At 68.9% G+C, this 21,477-nt stretch carries 18 protein-coding genes; 11 read left to right on the top strand and 7 right to left on the bottom strand.

Annotated elements, in window-relative coordinates:
• Positions 1 to 60 precede the first annotated feature (60 nt).
• The 4 genes from AC3A5T_RS00620 (at position 61) to AC3A5T_RS00635 (ending at position 5,677) form a co-directional block, all read left to right on the top strand.
• Positions 61 to 756 carry a glutathione binding-like protein gene (locus AC3A5T_RS00620; RefSeq protein WP_487626886.1) on the top strand — a complete coding sequence of 232 codons (696 nt, stop codon included), beginning with the start codon at positions 61 to 63 and terminating at the stop codon, positions 754 to 756.
• A 258-nt stretch (positions 757 to 1,014) separates the two neighbouring features.
• The gene (locus AC3A5T_RS00625; protein WP_487626887.1) at positions 1,015 to 3,285 is read left to right on the top strand and encodes a S9 family peptidase; all 2,271 of its coding nucleotides are present in this window, start codon (positions 1,015 to 1,017) and stop codon (positions 3,283 to 3,285) included.
• 23 nt (positions 3,286 to 3,308) lie between these two features.
• The gene (locus AC3A5T_RS00630; protein ID WP_487626888.1) at positions 3,309 to 3,812 is read left to right on the top strand and encodes a cytochrome c oxidase assembly factor Coa1 family protein; all 504 of its coding nucleotides are present in this window, start codon (positions 3,309 to 3,311) and stop codon (positions 3,810 to 3,812) included.
• A gap of 68 nt (positions 3,813 to 3,880) precedes the next feature.
• Positions 3,881 to 5,677 carry a DUF885 domain-containing protein gene (locus AC3A5T_RS00635; protein ID WP_487626889.1) on the top strand — a complete coding sequence of 599 codons (1,797 nt, stop codon included), beginning with the start codon at positions 3,881 to 3,883 and terminating at the stop codon, positions 5,675 to 5,677.
• A 57-nt stretch (positions 5,678 to 5,734) separates the two neighbouring features.
• Here the strand turns inward: AC3A5T_RS00635 and AC3A5T_RS00640 are convergent, their stop codons facing one another.
• Entirely contained in the window at positions 5,735 to 6,439 is a 705-nt protein-coding gene (locus AC3A5T_RS00640) for a YdcF family protein (RefSeq protein WP_487626890.1), read from the bottom strand.
• Between the two features lie 133 nt (positions 6,440 to 6,572).
• Here AC3A5T_RS00640 and AC3A5T_RS00645 point away from each other — a divergent pair, with 133 nt between their 5' ends.
• From AC3A5T_RS00645 to AC3A5T_RS00670, 6 genes are all read left to right on the top strand, one after another.
• On the top strand, positions 6,573 to 7,772 hold the full coding sequence (locus AC3A5T_RS00645; RefSeq protein WP_487626891.1) for a beta-ketoacyl-[acyl-carrier-protein] synthase family protein: 1,200 nt from the start codon (positions 6,573 to 6,575) through the stop codon (positions 7,770 to 7,772).
• Positions 7,769 to 8,590: a beta-ketoacyl synthase chain length factor gene (locus tag AC3A5T_RS00650; RefSeq protein ID WP_487626892.1), complete on the top strand. Its 822-nt coding sequence runs from the start codon at positions 7,769 to 7,771 to the stop codon at positions 8,588 to 8,590. Before AC3A5T_RS00645 ends, AC3A5T_RS00650 begins: the two co-directional genes overlap by 4 nt.
• Entirely contained in the window at positions 8,583 to 9,410 is an 828-nt protein-coding gene (locus tag AC3A5T_RS00655; protein WP_487626893.1) for a glycosyltransferase family 2 protein, read from the top strand. The genes AC3A5T_RS00650 and AC3A5T_RS00655 overlap by 8 nt, the downstream gene beginning before the upstream one ends.
• Complete coding sequence (locus AC3A5T_RS00660; protein WP_487626894.1) at positions 9,410 to 11,035, top strand: NAD(P)/FAD-dependent oxidoreductase; 1,626 nt, start codon at positions 9,410 to 9,412, stop codon at positions 11,033 to 11,035. Before AC3A5T_RS00655 ends, AC3A5T_RS00660 begins: the two co-directional genes overlap by 1 nt.
• A gap of 47 nt (positions 11,036 to 11,082) precedes the next feature.
• Positions 11,083 to 12,744: an NAD(P)/FAD-dependent oxidoreductase gene (locus tag AC3A5T_RS00665; RefSeq protein ID WP_487626895.1), complete on the top strand. Its 1,662-nt coding sequence runs from the start codon at positions 11,083 to 11,085 to the stop codon at positions 12,742 to 12,744.
• Positions 12,745 to 12,809: 65 nt separating this feature from the next.
• Positions 12,810 to 14,060, top strand: a complete 1,251-nt coding sequence (locus AC3A5T_RS00670) for a cation:proton antiporter (protein ID WP_487626896.1) — start codon at positions 12,810 to 12,812, stop codon at positions 14,058 to 14,060.
• A gap of 69 nt (positions 14,061 to 14,129) precedes the next feature.
• Here the strand turns inward: AC3A5T_RS00670 and AC3A5T_RS00675 are convergent, their stop codons facing one another.
• From AC3A5T_RS00675 to AC3A5T_RS00700, 6 genes are all read right to left on the bottom strand, one after another.
• Positions 14,130 to 14,612, bottom strand: a complete 483-nt coding sequence (locus AC3A5T_RS00675; RefSeq protein ID WP_487626897.1) for a DUF4156 domain-containing protein — start codon at positions 14,610 to 14,612, stop codon at positions 14,130 to 14,132.
• A gap of 128 nt (positions 14,613 to 14,740) precedes the next feature.
• Positions 14,741 to 15,235 (bottom strand): hypothetical protein, encoded by a 495-nt coding sequence (locus AC3A5T_RS00680; RefSeq protein ID WP_487626898.1) that lies wholly within the window; start codon positions 15,233 to 15,235, stop codon positions 14,741 to 14,743.
• A 31-nt stretch (positions 15,236 to 15,266) separates the two neighbouring features.
• Entirely contained in the window at positions 15,267 to 16,013 is a 747-nt protein-coding gene (gene fabG / locus AC3A5T_RS00685; RefSeq protein WP_487626899.1) for a 3-oxoacyl-ACP reductase FabG, read from the bottom strand.
• 30 nt (positions 16,014 to 16,043) lie between these two features.
• Positions 16,044 to 17,012 (bottom strand): ABC transporter ATP-binding protein, encoded by a 969-nt coding sequence (locus tag AC3A5T_RS00690; RefSeq protein ID WP_487626900.1) that lies wholly within the window; start codon positions 17,010 to 17,012, stop codon positions 16,044 to 16,046.
• Between the two features lies 1 nt (position 17,013).
• The gene (locus tag AC3A5T_RS00695; protein WP_487626901.1) at positions 17,014 to 18,069 is read right to left on the bottom strand and encodes a FecCD family ABC transporter permease; all 1,056 of its coding nucleotides are present in this window, start codon (positions 18,067 to 18,069) and stop codon (positions 17,014 to 17,016) included.
• Between the two features lie 5 nt (positions 18,070 to 18,074).
• Positions 18,075 to 19,250 carry an ABC transporter substrate-binding protein gene (locus tag AC3A5T_RS00700; RefSeq protein ID WP_487626902.1) on the bottom strand — a complete coding sequence of 392 codons (1,176 nt, stop codon included), beginning with the start codon at positions 19,248 to 19,250 and terminating at the stop codon, positions 18,075 to 18,077.
• Positions 19,251 to 19,382: 132 nt separating this feature from the next.
• Here AC3A5T_RS00700 and AC3A5T_RS00705 point away from each other — a divergent pair, with 132 nt between their 5' ends.
• A complete protein-coding gene (locus tag AC3A5T_RS00705) occupies positions 19,383 to 21,476 on the top strand; it encodes a TonB-dependent siderophore receptor (protein WP_487626903.1) in 2,094 nt (697 codons plus the stop codon).
• Position 21,477 lies beyond the last annotated feature (1 nt).

The raw sequence follows: 21,477 nt of genomic DNA on the forward strand, positions 1-21,477 counted from the left end.
ATCCACGCCACGCTCCGGACGCGCACCTAGACTCGTTGCACCTGTCCGCGGAGCGTCCCCATGATCGAGTTCCACTACTGGCCCACCCCCAACGGCCACAAGGTCACGCTGTTCCTCGAGGAAGCCGGTCTCGACTACACGATCCATCCGGTCAACATCGGCAAGGGCGACCAGTTCAAGCCCGAATACCTCGCGTTCTCGCCGAACAACAAGATGCCGGCGATCGTCGACCGCGCGCCCGCCGACGGCGGTGCGCCGCAAACCGTGTTCGAATCCGGCGCGATCCTGCTGTATCTGGCGGAGAAGTCCGGCCAGTTCCTGTCGACCGATCCGCGCGTGCGCATCGAGACGCTGGAATGGCTGTTCTGGCAGATGGCCGGCCTGGGCCCCATGACCGGCCAGTACGGCCACTTCAATGTCTATGCGCCGGAGAAGATTCCGTACGCGATCGAGCGCTACACCAACGAGGCCAACCGCCTGCTGCAGGTGCTCGACACGCATCTGAAGGGCCGCGACTTCATCGCCGGCGACGCGTATTCGATCGCCGACATGGCGACGTATCCGTGGATCGGCGTCTACGACAAGGCGCCGATCGACATGACGCCCTACCCCGAAGTCCAGCGCTGGCACGCCGCCATTAAGGCACGCCCGGCCACGGAGCGCGCGTACGCCAGGGCGAAGGACGTGAATCCCGACGCCGGCAAGACCATGAGCGACGAGGAAAAGAAGCTGCTGTTCGGGCAGGGTCGTCGCTGAGGCATCGCTGATCAAGGCTGCTTTTGCTCGTCATTCCCGCGAAGGCGGGGATGACGGCTTTTCCAGCGTTGCCCTGAAGCATCGACACCCGTGGCGGTCTGCACCGCCACGGCTGGATCAGCACACCTATTGCGCAGGCGCACCGCTTGTGGGGATGGTCGGAGGGCAAGACGCGCCGCGAGGCCTGCGCGGACTAGCGTCACCGGGGCGCGATTGACCCACCCGATACACTGGGCGCCTCGCTCCCATGGACCCGCCATGCGCTCCGTACTTGCCGCTGCCGCCCTGATGATCGCCACGTCCACCGCCCTCGCCACCACACCGCCCGCCACTGGCGGTCTCACGCTCGAAGCGATCACCGGCGATGCGCCGCTGTCGGGACCGACGCTGATGAAGCCGCAGGTCGCGCCGGACGGCTCGCGCGTGACCTTCCTGCGCGGCAAGGACGAGAACCGCAACCAGCTGGACCTGTGGGAATACGACATCGCCAGCGGGCAGACGCGGATGCTGGTCGATTCCAAGGTCGTGCTGCCGGGCGAGGAAACGCTCAGCGATGCCGAGAAGGCGCGCCGCGAGCGCCAGCGCATCGCCGGCCAGTCGGGCATCGTCGATTACCAGTGGGCGCCGGATGCGCAGCGCCTGCTGTTTCCGCTCGGCGGCGAGCTGTATCTCTACGACCTGTCGAAATCGGGTTCCGAGGCGGTCCGCAAGCTCACCGACGGTGGCGGCTTCGCGACCGATCCGAAGGTGTCGCCGGGCGGCGGCTTCGTCAGCTTCGTGCGCGCGCGCAATCTGTGGGTCATCGATCTGGCCAGCGGCGCCGAGCGCCAGTTGACGACTGACGGCAGCGAGGTGATCGGCAACGGTGTCGCCGAGTTTGTCGCCGACGAGGAAATGAACCGCCACACCGGCTACTGGTGGGCGCCCGACGACAGCGGCATCGCGTATGCGCGCATCGACGAATCGCCGGTGCCGGTGCAAAAGCGCTACGAGGTGTATCCCGATCGCACCGAAGTCGTTGAGCAGCGCTATCCCGCCGCCGGCGACGACAACGTGCGCGTCACCCTGCATGTCGTCGCGCCGCAGGGCGGCACGGTGACGGACGTCGATCTCGGCAACAACACCGACATCTATCTCGCTCGCGTGCAGTGGCGCGATGCGCAGCGCCTGACCTTCCAGCGCCAGTCGCGCGACCAGCAGACGCTCGAACTGATCGAGACCACGCTCGCCACCGGTGCGCGACGCACGCTGGTCACCGAGCGTGGCCGCACCTGGGTACCGCTTCACGACAGCCTGCGCTTCCTCGATGACGGCCGCTTCGTGTGGTCGTCCGAGCGCGACGGCTTCCAGCATCTGTATCTCGCGTCCGAAGACGGCCGTCGCATGACCCAGCTCACGCAGGGCGACTGGCCGGTCGACGAACTGCTGGCGGTCGATGCCACCGCGGGCCTCGTCTATTTCCGCGCCGGCATGGCGCTCGAAGACGGCAAGGCGCTGCCGCGCGCGACGGAATCACGGATCTACAGCGTCGGTCTCGACGGCGAGCGCGCCTACACCGCGCTGTCGCGAGAGCCCGGCATGCACGGCGCCAGCTTCGCGCGCAATGCGTCGGTCTACGTCGACAGCTGGTCGAACACGATCACGCCGCCGCAGATCGCACTGCACCGCGCCGACGGCACGCAGCTCGCGACGCTGGTCGAGAACGATCTCGCCGCGGCCGATCATCCCTACGCGCCGTTTCTGGCCGCGCACCGTCCGACCGAGTTCGGCACGCTGACCGCCGCCGACGGCCGCACGCCGCTGCACTACTCGCTGATCAAGCCGGCGAATTTCGACGAAACCAAGCCGCATTCGGTCGTCGTGTTCGTCTACGGCGGCCCGGCCGCGCAGACCGTGCTCGACACCTGGCCCGGCCGCGCCGACGCGAGCTTCCACCAGTACCTTGCGCAGCAGGGCTACGTGGTGTTCTCGCTCGACAACCGCGGCACCCCGCGTCGCGGCCGCGACTTCGTCGGTGCGCTGTACGAGCGCCAGGGCACGGTCGAGGTCGAGGACCAGCTGCGCGGCGTCGAGTGGCTGAAGTCGCAGCCGTGGGTCGACGGCGACCGCATCGCGGTCAACGGCTGGTCGAACGGCGGCTACATGACACTGATGCTGCTGGCCAAGGCGCCCGACGCCTACGCCTGCGGCATCGCCGGCGCGCCGGTCGCCGACTGGGCGCTCTACGACACGCACTACACCGAGCGCTACATGAACCTGCCCAAGGCCAACGTCGACGGCTACCGCGAGGCCAGCGTGTTCACCCACGCCGACCACATCAAGCCGAACGCGCTGCTGCTGATCCACGGCATGGCCGACGACAACGTGCTGTTCACCAATGCCACGCAGCTGATGAGCCAGCTGCAGCAGGCCGGCACGCCGTTCGAACTGATGACCTATCCGGGCGCCAAGCACGGGCTGCGCGGGAAAGACGCGCTGCATCGCTACCGCACGAGCGAGGCCTTCCTCGCGCGTTGCCTGACGCCCTGACCACGCCCGCCGGACGCCCGCGCATGTCCACGCTGCCGCCCCCGTTGCCGCCACGTCCCGCACAAGCGCCCGCGCCGCCGCGCGGCTGGTGGCAGCGCAACTGGAAGTGGGCATTGCCGGTCGTCGTGGTCACCTTCGTCGCACTGGTGGCGGCGTTCGTCGCGATCATGCTGTTCGCGATCCGCGGCTCGATGATGCGCTCGGACGTCTACGTCGACGCACTGGCACGCGCCCGCGCGCATCCCGAGCTCGTCGCGACGATCGGCACGCCGATCACGCCCGGCTTCATGCCGATGGGCTCGGTCAGCACCTCGACCGACGACGGCGGCTCGGGCCGCGCGGACCTGGTGATCGGCATCGAAGGCCCGTGCGGTGCGGGTCACCTGGTCGCGAGCGCAGAGCGTCGACTCGGTGCGTGGACCTGGGAATCGCTGCTGTACATGCCGGGCGACCACGACCCCGGGCAGATCATCACCATCGCCGAGGCGGACACGCCGGTCGAACACCACGCACTGCCGGCGCCGTGACCTCCGGCCATTGCCGGCACGCACGCGAGCGCCTACGGTCGGCGTTCGTCCTTGCCGCTGGTGCTGCCATGAAACCGCTCGTCCTCGCGATCGCCCTGTCCCTCGCCGCGCCGCTCACGGCCCTCGCCCACACCGATGACGCCAAGGCGGCCGTGACCGCGTCGCAGGCCGCATCGCCGGCCTGGGTCACGCGCAGCAACGCGCTCGCGCAGATCCTGATCGACGCCCAGGCGCCGTTCCAGCCCGAATCCGCCGGCTTCTTCGGCGTGCCCGGCTACGACGACCAGGTTGCCGACTTCGGCCCCGACAACGCCGCCCGCTATCGCACGGCCATGGCCGGTGCACGCGCGAAGCTGCAGACCCAGCTCGAACTCGAGCGCGACGCCAACGTGCGCCAGGACCTGCAGATCCTGCTCAAGAGCATCGACGACAGCGTCGAGGGCAGCACGCTCAACGAGCGCTATCTGCTGCCGTGGACCGACGCGCCGCAGCTGGTCTTCGGCGGCATCAATGGACTGCTGTCGGCGCAGACGCCGCCCGAGCGCCGTGCGCACGCACTCGCGCGCCTGCAGCGTTATGCCGGGCTCACGGAAGGCAGCACGCCGATCACCACGCTCGCCCGCCAGCGTTACGAAGAACGCCTGTCGAATCCCGAACTGCTGCAGCCGACCCGACTGGAAGTGCAGCGCGCGCTCGACAGCGCCGACACCTACATCGCCGGCATCCGCAAGCTGTTCGAGGAATACAAAATCGAAGGCGCCGAGCCCGCGCTCGACGCGATCGCGAAGGAGATCACGGCCTACGCCGACTGGACCCGCACCACCGTGCTGCCGAAAGCGCGCGAAGACACGCGCCTGCCGCCGGAACTGTATGCCTTCGGGCTCAAGCAGTACGGCACCGATGTCGATCCGCAGCTGCTGATGCAGCGCGCGCAGCTGGCCTTCATGGAGATCCGCGCGCAGATGCAGCAGCTCGCGCCGCTGGTCGCCAAGGACAAGGGCATCGACGCGACCGACTACCGCGCGGTCATCGCCGCACTCAAGCGCGACACGATTCCCAACGCGCGTCTGGAAGCGAGCTATCGCGAAGTGATCGACGCGATCGATCCGATCATCGAGCGCGAGAACATCGTCGACGTGCCGCAGCGCGAGATGCAGATGCGCCTGGGCTCGGATGCCGAATCGGCCGCGCAGCCGGCGCCGCATTTCCGCCCGGCGCCGCTGGTCGGCAACACCGGCCAGCAGGGCACGTTCGTGTTGCCGGTCGGCAACCCCGGCGGCACCGGCGACGACGCGGCCTACGACGACTTCAACTTCGACGCCGTGCGCTGGACGCTGTCGGCGCACGAAGGCCGTCCCGGCCACGAGCTGCAGTTCACCGCGATGGTCGAACGCGGCGTGTCGCTGGCGCGCTCGATGTTCGCGTTCAACTCGGTCAACGTCGAAGGCTGGGCGCTGTACGCCGAAGCCGAAATGGTGCCCTACGAACCGCTCGACGGCCAGCTGATCGCGCTGCAGTTCCGCCTGCTGCGCGCCGCGCGCGCGATGCTCGACCCGATGCTCAATCTCGGCACGATCGACCGCGAACGCGCCGGCCGCGTGCTGACCGAAGAGGTGATGCTGTCGCCGGCGATGGCGCGCCAGGAACTGGACCGCTACACGTTCAACGCACCGGGCCAGGCGACGAGCTACTTCTACGGCTACACCCGCATCCTCGAACTGCGCATGCGCACCGAGCTGGCGCTGGGCGAGAAGTTCGACCGCCGCGCGTTCAACAACTTCCTGCTCGACCAGGGCCTGCTGCCGCCCGACCAGCTGGCCGAGGCGGTGGAGACGGTGTTCATCCCGGCGCAGCAGCGCCGTTGATCGCGCCTGTGCGCCCTGCCCGGGCGGGTGGGGCGCATGCCGGCGCACCGTCGATGCTCAGCTGATGCGCTCGATCAACCGTCGATGCCCGATCAGCCGCGCCCAGCGCACGCCGATGTCGAGCCAGCAGACATACGCCGCCTCGCCGGCGATGCGCCACAGCATGCCGGGGCGCCACGACAGCGCCGGTTCGGCCGCGCACAGTTCCCAGTGCAGGCCCAGTCCGCGTGCGAACAGGGCGCAGCGCGCGAGGTGATAGCGGCTGCTGAGCAGGGTGACCCGGCGCGTGGGCGCGTCGGGATCGACGGCCGCCGCGGCCAGCAGGCTGCGCGCGTTGCGCAGGTTCTGCAGCGTGTCGCGCGAGGCGTCTTCGAGCACCAGCGGGGCGTCGTCGGGCACGCCCAGCGCATGCAGGGCATCGCGCGCCAAGGCGGCCTCGGTCGGCGCGCCCATCGGACCGCCCCCCAGGAGCAGCACGCGGCCGGGCGCATGCGAACTCCACAACGTCGCCGCGCGCGACAGCCGCGCCTGGAAATCCGCATCCAGCCGGCCCTGCGGCGAGTGCTTGCCGAACACCAGCACGCACTCGCCACTGACCGGCACGCAGGGCGCGTTGCGTGCGACCCGCAGCACGTGCACCAGATAGCCCACGTAGACCAGCCCGAAACTCAGCGCGCAGGCCACCGCAGCGACCGCGAGCGTGTGCAGCGCGTCGCGGTCGGACAGGCGTTTCAAACGGTGCAGCAGGCGGGTACGTGCCATCGTGAAGCGGTGGTGTCGACGCTCTGGAACTGGGGCTGACCCGGGAGTCTAGCCTCACGATGCTGTGGCTATACTCGGCCGCCTGATTGTCCCCCGGATCCGTTGCGTGCCTGAACCGCTGTCCCCGTCGCCGATGCCGGCACTTGCCATCCGCGCGTTCACCGCGACCACCGCCCTCGGACGCGGCACCGCCGCTCAGGCCACGGCGCTGCGTGAACGACGCGGTGGCCTGCGCCGCAATGATTTCGGCCCGACCCCGCTGCCGACCTGGATCGGCCGCGTCGAGGGTGTGGAAGACGCGCCGCTGCCGTCCGCACTGTCGCGCTGGGAATGCCGCAACAATCGCCTCGCCTGGCTGGCGCTGCAGCACGACGGCGTGCTCAACGCGCTCGATACGATGGTCGCGAAGTACGGTGCGGACCGCGTCGCGCTGGTCGTCGGCACGTCCACCTCGAGCATCGGCGCGAGCGAGGAGGCCTATGCGCGCGCCGATGCCGATGCCGACGGCGTCCGGCATTTTCCCGACGATCTCGCCCGACCGATCGTGCACACCCCGCATTCGCTGGGCGATTTCCTGCAGCACGCCATCGGCCTGCGCGGCCCCTGCATCACCGTCGCCACCGCCTGCTCGTCGAGCGCGAAGGTGTTCGCGCAGGCGGCGCGCATGATCGAAGCCGGCCTCGTCGATGCGGCCCTGGTCGGCGGCGTCGACACCCTGTGTGGCAGCGTGCTGTTCGGCTTCAACGCGCTCGGCCTGGTGTCGACCGAGCGGTGCCGTCCGTTCGACGCGACGCGCGATGGCCTGTCGCTGGGCGAGGCCGGCGGATTCGCCGTGCTCGAACGCGCGGCCACCGGCGATACCGGCCTGCAGTTGCGCGGTTACGGCGAATCCAGCGATGCGCACCACATGTCGGCGCCGCATCCCGAAGGCCTCGGCGCGACGCTGGCGATGCGCGGCGCGCTGGACCGCGCCGGTGTCGAACCGGCGGACGTCGGCTATCTGAACCTGCATGGAACGTCGACGCCGGCCAACGATTCGGTCGAGGCGCGCGCGGTCGATGCGCTGTTCCCGGGCACGCTGCACGCCAGTTCGACCAAGGGCTGGACCGGTCACACGCTGGGCGCGGCGGGCATCGTCGAATCGGTGTTCGCCCTGCTCGCGCTGGAGCACGGCCTGCTGCCGGGCATTCTCGACAGCACCGTGCGCGATCCCGCGTGCGGGCCGCAGATCCGCTTCGACAACGCGGAGGCGGACATCCGATTCGCGATGAACAACTCGTTCGGCTTCGGCGGCAACAACTGCTCGCTGGTGTTCGGCAAGGTGGCCGCATGAGCACGTCGGGCATGTCGAGCGCGCTGACCGCGACGATCGCCGGCATCGGCTTCTGGACCGACGGCCTGCCGGACTGGGCCGCCGCACGCGCATTCGCGATAGACGGCACGCGTCCGGAATCGGCACCGTCGCGCCCGTCGCCGCAGCTGCTGGCGCCGAACGAACGCCGGCGCGCGCCGGGCTCGGTCGCGGTCGCGCTCGAAGTCGCGATGGCCGCGTGCCGCGATGCCGGCATCGCACCGGAGACGCTGCCGTCGGTGTTCGCCTCGACGCACGGCGATCTGGGCATCACCGATTACATGTGCGACACGCTGGCGACCGATCCCACTGCGATCTCGCCGACGAAGTTCCACAACTCCGTGCACAACGCCGCTGCGGGTTACTGGACCATTGGCGCCGGCTGCACGGAAGCGACGACTGCACTCAGCGCCTACGACGCCACGTTCGCCCAGGGGCTGCTGGAAGCGATGATGCAGCTCGCCACCGGCACCCCGGCGGTGCTGCTGGTCGCCTACGACACCGCCTCGGCGGGTCTGCTCGGCACGGTGACGCACAGCGAAGGCCTGCTCGGCGCCGCGCTGGTACTGGTGCGTGACGGCACCGGACCACGCATCCGCGCGAGCCTGCGCGACGGCGCCGATCTCGAATCACCCGGCCCGCTCGGCACGCACGGCGAACGCAATGCGATGGCGCAGATGCTGCCGCTGTTCGACGCGCTCGCCACCGGGGGATCGCGCGCCGTGCTGCGCGCCGGTCCGCACCGTTCGCTGTCGCTCGAGATCGACGACACCACGCAGCCGGAGCCGGCGCATGGCTGAGCATGCGCACCTGCATCGCGGCAATGTCGCGGTGGTGATTCCGGCGCTCAACGAAGCGCTGCGCATCGACGAGGTCGTCAGCGAAGCGCTGGCGTACAGCGAGCACGTGATCGTCGTCGACGACGGCTCCGACGACGCCACGCCCGACATCGTCGCCGCGCTGCCGGTCACACTGCTGCGCCACCCGCGACGCATGGGCAAGGGCCAGGCCCTGCGCGACGGGTTCGCCGAAGCGCGACGCCGCGGCTTCGCCGCGGTGGTCACGATGGACGGCGACGGCCAGCATCGCGCGAGCGACATTCCGCGAATGATCGAAGCCGCAAACCACCACCCGAACTGCATCGTCAACGGCGCGCGCCTGAAGAAGCGCGGCACCCAGCCCTGGTACCGACGGATCGGCAACGACTTCGGCGACTGGGGCATCGCCTGGGCCTGCGGCTTCCGCATGGTCGACACGCAGAGCGGGCAGCGGCTGTATCCGGCCTCGGTGCTCGCGCTCGACGACATTCCCGGCGAAGGCTTCGTGTTCGAAGCGCAGGTGCTGATCAGTGCCGCGCGCCAGCTCGGCTGCGGCGTGGTGTCGGTGCCGGTGGAGACGCGCTACCACTGCGCGGATTCCGACGAACAGTTCCGCAAGAGCCATTTCCGCCTCTACCGCGACCTGAAACTCATCACCCTGCACGTGCTCGGGCAGGTGCTGACGCGCGGCGATCTGCTGCGCACCTGGCGAGCCAAGCGGGCGAATCCGCCGGTGATCTTCGATCCCGGCGCGACGCCCGACGCGATGCTCGCTTCCGAACCCATGCAAGGCGCCGGCTGATGCAGACCACGACCCGTACCGATGTCGCGATTCTCGGCGGCGGGCTCGCCGGGCTCACCCTCGCATTGCAGTTGCGCCAGCGCGACCCCGACTGCGCGGTCACCGTCATCGAACGCCGCGCGCACCCGGTGCGCGAAGCCGCGCACAAGGTGGGCGAGTCCACGGTCGAGATCGGCGCGCATTACCTGGCCAAGGTGCTGGGTCTGGAAGCGCATCTGGAGAGCGAGCAGATCCGCAAGTTCGGCTTCCGCTTCTTCTTCTCCGAAGGCAGCCACGCGATCGACCAGTGCACCGAGCTCGGCGTGAGCCGGTTGCTGCCGACGCCGTCATGGCAGATCGACCGCGGCCGGTTCGAGAACTTCCTCGGTGAACGCGCGCGCGCACTCGGTGTGCAGTTCGAGGATGCCGCCGTGGTACGCGAGCTGACGATGGCCGGCGACGGCGCAGACGATCACGTCGTCGCGTTCGAGCGCGATGGCGCGACGCACACCTTGCACAGCCGCTGGCTGATCGATGCCAGCGGCCGCGCCGGTCTGCTCAAGCGCAAGCTCGACCTCGCCCTGCCCAACGACCACGACGCCAATGCGGTGTGGTGGCGCGTGGACGGCACCATCGATCCCAATGCCTGGTCGCAGGACGCGGGCTGGCTGCAGCGCTGCGATCCACCCGACCGCTGGCGCTCGACCAACCACATGTGCGGCCCGGGCTACTGGTTCTGGCTGATTCCGCTGGCCTCGGGGTCGCATTCGCTCGGCATCGTCTGCGACGCGAAGATGCATCCGCTCGAGACGATGAACACCCACGCGAAAGCGATGGACTGGCTGCGCACGCATCAGCCGCAGGTCGCCGCCACGCTCGACCGCAGCGAGCACACGCTGCAGGATTTCCTGTTCCTGCGGCACTTCTCCTACGGCTGCAAGCAGGTGTTCTCGCGCGAGCGCTGGGCGCTGACCGGCGAGGCCGGGCTGTTCCTCGATCCGTTCTATTCGCCGGGCACCGACTTCATCGCGATCGGCAACACCTACATCTGCGATCTGATCGGCAAGGACCGCGCGGGCACCGATTTCAGGCCCTACGTCGCGCTGTACCAGCAGCTCTATTTCTCGTTCTACGAGAACACGCTGACGCTCTACCAGGACCAGTACCCGCTGTTCGGCGACGAGCAGGTCATGCCGGTCAAGGTGATCTGGGATTACACGTATTACTGGTCGCTGCTGACGCCGCTGTTCTTCGCCGACCGCCTGACCAGCATGGCGGTGCTCAGCCGCCTGCGCCCGGCATTCACCGAAGCGAGCGCGCTCAATCTCGCTCTGCAGCAGCTGCTGCGCGAATGGGGCCGCCGCAACGGCGACGGGGCCGCGTCCGGCGCGCGTCTGCTCGACCAGTCCGACATCGGCTGGTTCCGCGCGATGAACGCCGCGCTCGACGACGTACTCGATGACGACGCACTGGTCGCGCGCATCGAGGACAACGTGGCGCGCATGCGCTGGCTGGCGGCCGAGATCCTGCAGCACGCACGCGGCGCCCATGCGGATATCGACGACTTCGGCCTGACCACGTTGCTCGGCGATGCACCGGCCACGCCGGCATCGCTGTCCACGCTCTGGTACGCCGACGCGGCCTGAGCGGGCACAATCGAACACCTTCCATCCGCACAAGGCACCGTCACCGCATGAATCCAGGCACTGCGCACATTTCCGGCGGCGATGCCCGCACCGATGTCGTCATCCTCGGCGGTGGTCTCGCAGGGCTCACACTCGCCCTCCAGCTGCGCCAGCGCGAACCCACGCTGTCGGTGACGGTGATCGAACGTCGCGCGCATCCGGTCCGCGAAGCGGCGCACAAGGTCGGCGAGTCGACGGTCGAGATCGGCGCGCATTACTTCGCCGACGTGCTGGGGCTGCGCGACCATCTGGAAGCCGAGCAGGTGCGCAAGTACGGCCTGCGCTACTTCTTCACCGATCGCGAGTACGACGTGCAGGCCTGCAGCGAGATGGGCGTCAGCAAGCTGCTGCCCACGCCGTCGTGGCAGCTCGACCGGGGTCGTTTCGAGAACTTCCTCGGCGATCGCGCGCGCGAAATGGGCGTCGATTTTCGTGACGAAGCGGTCGTGCGCACGCTGGAGCTGTCGGAGACCGATGCGCCGCATACAGTCGCCTTCGATCACGCCGGCGAGCGCCGGACGCTGGAAGCGCGCTGGGTCGTCGACGCCTCGGGCCGCGCCGGCCTGATCAAGCGCAAGCTCGGTCTGGCGATGGCCAACGACCACGACTGCAATGCGGTGTGGTGGCGGATCGACGGCCAGTCGGATCTCGACCAGTGGTCGGACGATCCGCAGTGGCGCGACCGCTTCACGCCTGCGCGCCGGGTGAACTCGACCAACCACATGTGCGGCCCGGGCTACTGGTTCTGGCTGATCCCGCTGGCCTCGGGCTCGCATTCGCTGGGCATCGTCTGCGACGCGAAGATGCATCCGCTCGAGACCATGAATACCTTCGACAAGGCGATGGACTGGCTGCGCACGCACCAGCCGCGCGTGCACGAAGCGCTCGACAAGCCCGAGTACACGCTGCAGGACTTCCTGTTCCTGCGCCACTTCTCGCACGGCTGCAAACAGGTGTATTCGAAGCACCGCTGGGCGTTGACCGGCGAGGCCGGCCTGTTCCTCGATCCGTTCTATTCGCCGGGCAGCGACTTTATCGCGATCAGCAACACCTACGTCTGCGAACTGATCGGCAAGGACCGCGCGGGCGAAGACATCGCGCCGTATGCCGACATCTACCAGCAGCTGTACTTCTCGTTCTACGAGAACACGCTGACGCTCTACCAAGACCAGTACCCGATCTTCGGCCACCCGCAGGTCATGCCGATCAAGGTGCTGTGGGATTACGTGTACTACTGGGCGCTGCTGGCACCGCTGTTCTTCAGCCGCCGCCAGGCCGACCTGTCGATCCTCGCCAAGCTCAAGCCCGCCTTCGCCGAGGGCCGTGCACTGAATCTGGCGATGCAGGCGCTGATGCGCGAATGGGGCACCCGCGATGCGTCGCCCGAGCTCCGCGAAGCGCGTGCCTACGACCAGTACGAAGTCGACTGGTGCCGCGAGATGAACGGTGGACTGACCGACGAACTCGACGACGCCGCGTACATCGCGCGCACCCAGCGCTCGATGGCTGCGATGCGCCAGCTGGCGTCCGAAGTGCTGGCACTCGCGCGCGCCGCGATTCCGGACATCGGCGATCACGGCCTCGATGCATTGCTGGCGAAACACGACAGCAGCGCACACGCGTCGATGCTGCCGGCGCAGTGGTTCGTACCGGTTGCCGAAGCCGCCTGAGCCGTCGATGATTGCGGCTGCGCGGGCTGGAAGGCCGCATTGAAGACCCGGGAACCTGTGCCGCGATGACGACCCTCCTGCTGCTCCAGTTGGCCGTGATCCTCATCGCCGCACGCGCCTGCGGCTGGGTGCTGAAGTATTTCGGACAGCCGCCGGTGATCGGCGAGATGACTGCCGGCCTGCTGCTCGGGCCGGTGGTGTTCGGCGCGATGCTGCCGGATTTGCACGCCGCGCTGTTTCCGGCCGCATCGCTGCCGCCCCTGTCGGCGCTGGCGACCGTGGGCCTGGTGCTCTTCATGTTCATCATCGGCGCCGAACTGCGTTCGGTCGAAGGCACGCGCGCGCAGGTGCGCGCCGCGAGTCTGGTCGGCGTGCTCGGCATCTCGCTGCCGCTGGCGCTGGGCCTGGCGATCTCCCCGTGGCTGTATCCGCGCTTCGCACCCGAGGGACTGGGTTTCTGGCCGTTCGCGCTGTTCATCGCCGCGGCGATGTCGGTGACCGCGTTCCCGGTGCTCGCGCGCATCCTCAAGGATCGCAACCTCACCCAGACCCGCGCCGGCCGTCTCGCGCTGAGCGCGGCGATCATCGACGACGGCTTCGTCTGGATCTTCCTCGCGCTGGTGCTGACCATCGGCGGCGCGCATCGCGGCCCGGGTGTCGGCATGGTGGCCGCGGGCGCGGTGGTGCTGGTCGCGGTCGCGTTCCTGGTGCTCAAGCCGCTGTATGCGTGGATCCTGAAACGCGGCTGTGATGCCGACGGCGCGCCGACCCGCGGCACGCTGATCGCGATCCTGATCGGTCTGGTCTGCTGCGCGGCGTTCGCCGAGGCGATCAGCCTGCACGCGGTGTTCGGCGCGTTCGTATTCGGCGTCTGCCTGCCGCGCGACAATCGCCTGCTGCACCATCTGGCCAAGGCGTTCGAGCCGGTATCGATGCTGCTGTTGATGCCGATCGTGTTTGCGCTCGCCGGCCTCAACACCACGTCCGAAGCCTTCGTCGGCGCGGGCATCGGCGCGTTCGGCCTGATCCTGCTGGTGGCGATCGCCGGCAAGATGCTCGGCGGCACGATCGGCGCGCGGCTGTCGGGCTACGACTGGCGCGACAGCCTGTCGGTGGGTTCGCTGATCAACGCCCGCGGCCTGATGGAACTGGTGGTGCTGAAGATCGGCCTCGATGCTGGCCTGATCGGGCAGGAACTCTTCACCCTGATGTTCGGCATGACCCTGGTCACGACGGTCATGACCTCGCCGCTGCTGTCGCTGTGGAACCGGCGCTTGGCGGGTGCCGACGCGCTCGAGCACGAGCGCGCACGCTGACCGCGTCATCGACTCATACGAAAACGCCGGCCGCTCTCGCGGCCGGCGTCGTCTTCGGCACCGGCTGACTCAGCGCGCCGGCGGTACGGCCGGTGCAGGCGCGGGCATGGACTCCACCGGCGGCGGATTCGCCACCCAGATCGCGACGCCGCTGGCGTACTTCTGCTGCGGGCTGATGTCGACACCCACGCCGGCAGACGAGAACGAACGGCCGCCGCCGCGTCCCAGACCGCCGCCGACACTGACGCCGCCGCTGCGGTAGCCATCGGCCGTGCCCTGGAACAGCACGCCGTTCGCACCGAGCTTGGCGGCCTCGTTGCGCAGTTTCTGCAGCACCGAGTTCACCTTGTTCTGCTCGCCGTAGGTCAGCGCGCCACTGCTGGTGTTGAGGATCGCGATCTCCTCGTACTGGCCCGGCGGCGGGCCGTGATAAATGCGCACCTGCGACGGATCGATCGGCGCACGCGGCGTGCCGGTCAGCACATGGGAACTGGCGCAGCCGGCGAGCAGGCCGACGCCGAGCAACAACGGGAGCAGGCGGGAAACGCGCATCGGGGCATCCTCGTGGCGGGTGCAGGGATGATGCGACCGGCGGCGTGAATCCGGATTCATGGCGCTGAAGGGCAACTGGATGGGCGCCGCCCGTGCTGCATCCGGGATCCCGCGCGCCCGGAACCGGGTCAGCCGCCCTGCCCGATCCGCGCGCCGTCTACCGGATTTCGCAGCCAGCGCTTGATGTGCCAAGTCAGCGCGCGGAAGTTCGAATTCATCTGGAAACAGCCGCTGGTCAGCCCGCCGCCACGGCCCTGCATGACGCCGTTGAAACCGGCGACACGTGTGCCGTCCTCGTACAGCGCGCAGCGCACGCGCAGCGTCTGGGTGTGTTCGATGAACCAGTTGCCGCCCCAGATCGCATCGACGATCTCGACCTTGAGCACCCGCCCGTGCATGTCGGCCAGCGGCGCCTGCGCCGGCTCGGCGACCTTGCGCAGTTCGCGGATCAGTGCGGTGTTGAAGTTGCTGGCGACGTCGCAGTTCTTGAGGATTTCGGCATCGATGTCGGCGCCTTCGACGACGGGCACCGGTACTTGCAGCCGAATCTTGTCTGCTGCGGCGGCACTGGTGGCGAGCGTGCAGCCCGCAGCCAATACAGCACTCAGAAGAAGCATGCGCATCGGGACGTCCTGTTTCAGGGAAAGTTCGGGCTCAGCCCATGCCGCCGTTGATGCCGATGACCTGGCCATTGATGTAGCCGGCCGGCTCCGAACACAGGAACGCGACCAGCGCCGCGACCTCGTCCGGCGTGCCCGCGCGTGCGGCCGGAACGATCTGCTTGATCATCTCGTCCGGAAACGCATCCTGCGCCATGCTGCCGGCGATCACGCCGGGCGCGACCACGTTGACGCTGATGCCACGGCTCGCCATCTCGCGGGCCAGCGATTTCGATGCGCCGTGCAACGCCGCCTTCGCCGCCGCGTAGTTGGTCTGCCCGCGATTGCCGGTCACCGCGGCGACCGACGACACGCTGACGATACGGCCCCAGCGCTTGCGCGCCATCGGCAACAGCAATGGTTGGGTCACGTGGAAGAAGCCATGCAGCGATACGTCGATGACGCGCTTCCATTGCGCCTCCGACATGCCGGCCATCGGCGCGTCATCGTGGATGCCGGCGTTGTTGACGATCACCTGGATCGGCCCTGCTTCGAGCAGCCCGTCGAGCGCGCGCCGCGTGACCGAACCGTCGGCGACATCGAACGCGATCGCTTCGGCGCTGCCGCCTGCGGCGACGATCTCGGCGACGACGGATTCCGCGCGCGCGAGATTGCCGTTGGCATGGACGATCACATGCAGTCCATCGGCCGCGAGACGACGGCAGATCGCGCCGCCGATGTCGCCGCTGCCGCCGGTGACGAGCGCGCGCCGCGCAGGGGTGGTGGATGCGGAATTGGTCATGCGGCGATTGTAGCGGGCGACGCGCGCGGCTCAGGTCTGCGCGTGCGCGAGTGCGCCGAGCACCGCGTCGATGGAGGCGAGCGGTCGACCGTCGTCGACGCGCCAGCCCGTCTTCGTGCGGGTGATGCGATGCACGGCGTTGTCCGCATCCGCGATCGCGAAGCCGCGCCGACGCAGCGCGCGTGACAGCCACATCGCGTCGCGCCCCGTCGCCGCGACGTGGACGGCCACGCCCGAGCCGACCGGTGTCTCGAAGCGACCCGACCCCAGCGAGAAGCGCAGGTTGTGCTGGTCGAAGGCATCGCCGATCGCACCCGAGAGCGCGACGTCTTCGGGCGCGCCTTCGATGAAGCGTCCGTCGCCGGGCAGCAGCCAGAGGCGATCGGCGGTTTCCAGCGACAGTTCCAGATCGTGACTCGACAGCACGATGGCCACGCCCTGCTCGCGCGCGATGCGTCGCAGCAGATCGATGATCGTCACGCGGCTCGGCAGATCGAGAAACGCGGTGATCTCGTCGAGCAGCAGCAGCCGCGGCTGCTGCGTGAGCGCCCGCGCGATCATCACCCGTTGCCGCTCGCCGTCGCTGAGGCTGTCGACCGCACGCCGCGCGAGATGACCGCCGCCCACACGGTCGAGCGCATCGGCCGCGATGCGGCGATCCTCCGCCGACAGAACGCCGACCCAGCCTGTGTGGGGTTGCCGGCCCATCTCCACGAGTTCGAGGACGTCGAGCGCGCCCAGCTGTGGACGCTCGGTCAGCACCACCGCGACCCGCCGCGCGCGTTCGATCGGCGACAGCGCGCGCAGCGCGACGCCATCGAGTGCGACCGTGCCCGCGACCGGCGCGAGAAAGCCGCCGAGCGTGCGCAGCAGCGTGGACTTGCCTTGTCCGTTGCGGCCGAGCACGCAGACGAAATCGCCGGCGCGCACGTCGATGTCCGGCAGCTGCGCGAGGGCGTGCGTGCCGTAGCCGATGGCCAGTCCGCGGAGCGCCAGCATCTCAGCGCTCCGCCGCGCGCAGGCTGCGCGCGGTCAGCAGCAATCCGATCACCACCGGCGCGCCGATGATCGCCAGGATCGCGTTGAGGTGCAGGAAATGCTGTCGCCACGGCAGGTGTACGACGAGATCGGCGACCAGCGCGAGCAGTGCGCCGAGTGCGAACGTGGCGGGCAGCAGCGCGCCGATCCGCGCAGACCCCAGCAGGCCGCGCGCCAGATGCGGCGTGATCAAACCGACGAAGGCGACCGGTCCGCAGAACGCGGTGACCGGTGCCGCGAGCAGAATCGTCGCCGCGAGGACGCGTCGTCGCAGACGCGCGACGTCGACACCGAGACTCGCCGCATAGGTGTCGCCGAGCAACAGCGCGGTCAGCGGTTTGCCCAGCCACACGGCCAGCGCCAGGCCCACCAGCAGCGGCGGCGCCCAGATCGCGAAATCCGGCCACACCACGGACGCGAACGTGGCGTCGTTCCACGACGCGAAGATCCGCGACTGCGTGCGGTTGGTGAAATGCAGCAGTACGCCGATCAGGCCTTGGGCGAGGAAGCCGAGCATCAGCCCCAGCACCAGCAACGTCACCGTGCCGACGCGCCGCGCCATCGCGCCCATCGCCAGTGCGACGCCCAGCGTGCCGAGCGCCGAGCCGGCCACGATGCCCACGCTCGAGAACACGCCCAATGCCTGCAGCGCGGCTGGACCGACGACCGCCCCGGCAACCACCACCAGCGCAGCGCCGAACTGTCCGCCCGCCATCAGACCCAGCGACCACGCATCGGCGAGCGGATTGCGGAACAGCGTCTGCATCAGCAGACCGGCGACACCGAGCGCGCCGCCACCGGCGACTGCGGCGAGCACGCGCGGCAACCGCAAGCCGTGGATGATGCGGTGTTCGGCGGATGCGGGGTCGAGGCCGGCCAGACCGTGCAGCACGCGCGCCAGCGAGAGCGGTTCGTGACCGATCGACAGGCTCGCGAGCGCGACACCCGCGAGCAGCAGGAGAACCGCCAGCAACGCGAACAGCGGCCGCGTCGCGACGCGGGTGCCGGGAAGCGTCACCGCGCTCACTGGTACGCATCCCGCGGCAGCGGTTTGAGGAAGCGGAACGGCTCAGGCTGCAACTCGGGATGCAGCATCTTTACGAAATCGGCCAGCACCCAGTCCGGCCGCACGACCGCGGTCTGGTACCAGTCGTGCACGTCCTCGCCGGGCAGGCTGCGCCCGGTGTTGCCATAGAGCCGGCCCGCGCGCCATGCAGGAAACCCGTCCAGCACCGCGCGTCCACGCGGCGGCACCGCATGGATGTCGCCGATCAGCCACAGGTCGGTGCGCTCGGCCAAGGGCAGCAGCGCTTCGCTCGACACCGTCTCCGACGACCAGCGCGCCGGATCCTCCGCGCGCGCCATCAGGTTGGTGCCGCCGGCGTCGGTAATGAACGCCGCCTCCGCGCCGCGCACCGTGGCCACCCAGCGGTCGGCGCCATTGGGATACGCCCACAGCACGCCCGGCTTCGGGCGCCCGGCGACCCGCGCCTTCAACGCATCGACGCCCGTCTCGATCCCGTCGAACAGTCGCGACGCGGCAGCGTCGGTGCCGGTGAGCAGGCCGAACAGGCGGATCCACTCGGCGCGCCCGAGAGAGGTCGGCTCTTCTTCCGCGAATGTCGGCACGACGGTCAACCCGAGTGCGCGCGCGCGGGTCAGCACGGGCGTCTGCGCCAGATCGGACAGGCGCATCAGGAACACGTCCGGCTGCCGCGCGATCAGCACGTCGAGATTCGGCGGGGCGTGCCAGTTGTAGCCGATCTGGGCGACCTCGCCGCGCTGCACGCGCTCGCGCGTCGCAGCGTCGTAGGAGCGCAGGCCGCCGACCGCCACCAGACGGTTGGCGACACCGAGGGTCGACAGGAACGCTTCGTCGACGCCGTTGTTGGCGGCGATCGTCGCGACCGGCACCCGCACGACGGTCGCATTGCGCAGCGCGCCGGTCAGCGGCGGCGCATCGATGCCGTCGGACAGCAGCACCAGCGTGTCGCTGCGGGTCTCACGCGCGCCGCCCTGGTCGGCGACCGGCGCGCGCAGCTGGGCGACGACGTAGCCATCGTGCTGCTGGAGCGTCAGGTACCGCGCGTGCCGCAACGGGATAGGCGTGCCGGTCTCCGCCTGTGCCGTGGTGCTCCCGGTGTCCACCGCGCCCGGCCCACAGGCGGCGAGCACCGCTGCGAGGGCGACGGCCGCCATCAGCAGCCCCGTTATGGTCCATCCCGATCGGCACCCGCCGCACCGCGTTGCACACCGTCGCCCGCACGCCATCTCGTCAATCCCGTCGATTCGTGTTGTTATGTTATATCAATTCATAACAGGGGAATCGAAGTGCGTCATCCACGCTCCATCGCGCTCGCGTGCGCGCTCGTCTGCACCGCCACCGCCGCACCGCTCGCAGCGCGCGACCCGGCGGATGCCGCCGCCCCGCAGGCGCCCTCGGCCACCGATCTCGACACGGTGACCGTCTACGGCCGCCGCATCGGCCGGATCCCCGGCGAGACCGCCACCAAGACCGGTGCGCCGGTGCTGGAGACGCCGTTCGCAGTGAACGTCGTCCCGCGCGAATTGCTGGACCTGCGCAACGTCTCCAACATCGGCGAGGCGGCCGAAACGGTCAGCGGTGTGCAACGCACGATCGGCTTCTCGGGCAACCAGCGCTTCCGCATCCGCGGATTCCAGGCCGTCAGCACGTTGCGGGACGGCTTTCGCCAGAGCGTTTCGCAGCCGGAGATCGACCTGCAGGGCGTGGACAGCATCGAAGTCCTGAAGGGACCCGCGTCGGCGCTGTACGGCCGCTTCGAGCCCGGCGGCGTGATCAACTTCGTGTCCAAACGTCCGCAGGAAGCTGCTGCGCATGCCGCGTCGTTCACCGCGGGCGCCTACAACTACGCGCGCGCCGGTCTCGATCTCAACGCGCCGCTGCGCGCCGACGGCACCCTGCTCGGGCGCTTCAATCTGGGCTACGAGGATGCGGGCTCCTTCCGCGAAGGCATCGACAACCGGCAGCTCTATGTCGCCCCGGTGATCGACTGGCGCCCCGATGCCGACACCAGCGTGCTGCTGCGCGCGGAGTATCTCGATCGCGATGCCGCGTTCGACCGCGGTCTGGGCAACAGCGCGCGTTTCCTCGACCTGCCACTGGGCCGCAATTTCGGCGAAGAGTTCATGCGCATCGAAAAGCAGCAGTGGAGCATCGGCGCCGAGTTCAACCGGCAGTTCGCCCGCGACTGGCGTCTACGCATCGGCGGCTTCGTCTCCGACGTGGACGTGCCGCGCGAGGAATTCTTCAACTACGGTTTCCCGGCGCTCGCCGGCGACACCGTGAACCGCAACTTCGTCAGCTATCACGAGCGGCAGCGTGACGCGACGCTGCAGGCCGAGCTCTACGGCACATTCGACACCGGTGCATTCCGCCATCAGATGCTGGCCGGCGCGGAACACGTCGACGACCGCCTGCAGTTCCTCGACGGACGGATCGCCTACGGCCAGCCGATCGATCTGTTCGACCCCGTGCCGACCGGCCGCCCGGACACCTACGTGCCGACCGGCGACAGCCGCTACACCTATCGCACCCGCGCGCTCTATCTGCAGGACGAAATCGCCTGGCAGCGCTGGCGCCTGCTGCTGGGCGGGCGCCTGGAACACACGGAAACCGAGTCCTTTTACACCGGCGGCATCGACCCGGCGATCCTGCGCAAGGATTCGCCGTTCTCGCCACGCGCAGGTCTGACCTTCCTCGTGACGCCCGACCTGTCGCTCTACGCGAGCTGGGCGCGCTCGTTCCGCAACGAGGCCGATGCCGGCCTGCTGGAAAGCGGCATCACGCCGAAGCCCACGCGTGGCGACCAGATCGAGGCGGGCGTGAAGTCACTGCTGCTCGACGGGCGCATGGAAGCGACGTTCGCGGTATTCGATCTGCGCAAGCGCGACGCCGTGGCCGCCGATCCGGTCGACTGGAATCTGGTCGTCCAGACCGGCGAACTGCGCGTGCGTGGCGTGGAAGCGGAAGTCTCGGCGCGGCCCGTCGATCCGTGGACGCTCGTCGCCTCGTATGCCTATTCCGACGCGACGATCACCCGGGACACGAGTCCGTTCCTGATCGGCAACCGCCTTGCCGGCGTGCCGGAACACCAGGCCAGCGTGTGGACCTCGTGGGCCTTCGATGGCGTGCTGTCGGGGCTGACGCTCGGCGGCGGCGTATTCCATGCGAGCGACCAGGCGGCGACCACCGCGAACACCTTCGTGCTGCCCGGCTACACCCGGCTCGATCTCAATGCGCGTTATGCATTCGGCGACGGTCTGGAGGTACTGCTCAACGTCGACAACGTGACCGACCGGCGCTATTTCATCACCGGCGGTTTCTCGCAGATCTATCCGCAGGCGCCGCGCACCGCGCGGATCACGCTGACGAAACGCTGGTAAC

The organism is Luteimonas sp. Soil_C_16, assembly GCF_057657295.1.

Bases quoted from the DNA above. Each gene is read 5' to 3' on its own strand.
- AC3A5T_RS00620 (WP_487626886.1), top strand. From the start codon at position 61: ATGATCGAGTTCCACTACTGGCCCACCCCCAACGGCCACAAGGTCACG.
- AC3A5T_RS00625 (WP_487626887.1), top strand. From the start codon at position 1,015: ATGCGCTCCGTACTTGCCGCTGCCGCCCTGATGATCGCCACGTCCACC.
- AC3A5T_RS00630 (WP_487626888.1), top strand. From the start codon at position 3,309: ATGTCCACGCTGCCGCCCCCGTTGCCGCCACGTCCCGCACAAGCGCCC.
- AC3A5T_RS00635 (WP_487626889.1), top strand. From the start codon at position 3,881: ATGAAACCGCTCGTCCTCGCGATCGCCCTGTCCCTCGCCGCGCCGCTC.
- AC3A5T_RS00640 (WP_487626890.1), bottom strand. From the start codon at position 6,439: ATGGCACGTACCCGCCTGCTGCACCGTTTGAAACGCCTGTCCGACCGC.
- AC3A5T_RS00645 (WP_487626891.1), top strand. From the start codon at position 6,573: ATGCCGGCACTTGCCATCCGCGCGTTCACCGCGACCACCGCCCTCGGA.
- AC3A5T_RS00650 (WP_487626892.1), top strand. From the start codon at position 7,769: ATGAGCACGTCGGGCATGTCGAGCGCGCTGACCGCGACGATCGCCGGC.
- AC3A5T_RS00655 (WP_487626893.1), top strand. From the start codon at position 8,583: ATGGCTGAGCATGCGCACCTGCATCGCGGCAATGTCGCGGTGGTGATT.
- AC3A5T_RS00660 (WP_487626894.1), top strand. From the start codon at position 9,410: ATGCAGACCACGACCCGTACCGATGTCGCGATTCTCGGCGGCGGGCTC.
- AC3A5T_RS00665 (WP_487626895.1), top strand. From the start codon at position 11,083: ATGAATCCAGGCACTGCGCACATTTCCGGCGGCGATGCCCGCACCGAT.
- AC3A5T_RS00670 (WP_487626896.1), top strand. From the start codon at position 12,810: ATGACGACCCTCCTGCTGCTCCAGTTGGCCGTGATCCTCATCGCCGCA.
- AC3A5T_RS00675 (WP_487626897.1), bottom strand. From the start codon at position 14,612: ATGCGCGTTTCCCGCCTGCTCCCGTTGTTGCTCGGCGTCGGCCTGCTC.
- AC3A5T_RS00680 (WP_487626898.1), bottom strand. From the start codon at position 15,235: ATGCGCATGCTTCTTCTGAGTGCTGTATTGGCTGCGGGCTGCACGCTC.
- fabG (WP_487626899.1), bottom strand. From the start codon at position 16,013: ATGACCAATTCCGCATCCACCACCCCTGCGCGGCGCGCGCTCGTCACC.
- AC3A5T_RS00690 (WP_487626900.1), bottom strand. From the start codon at position 17,012: ATGCTGGCGCTCCGCGGACTGGCCATCGGCTACGGCACGCACGCCCTC.
- AC3A5T_RS00700 (WP_487626902.1), bottom strand. From the start codon at position 19,250: ATGGCGGCCGTCGCCCTCGCAGCGGTGCTCGCCGCCTGTGGGCCGGGC.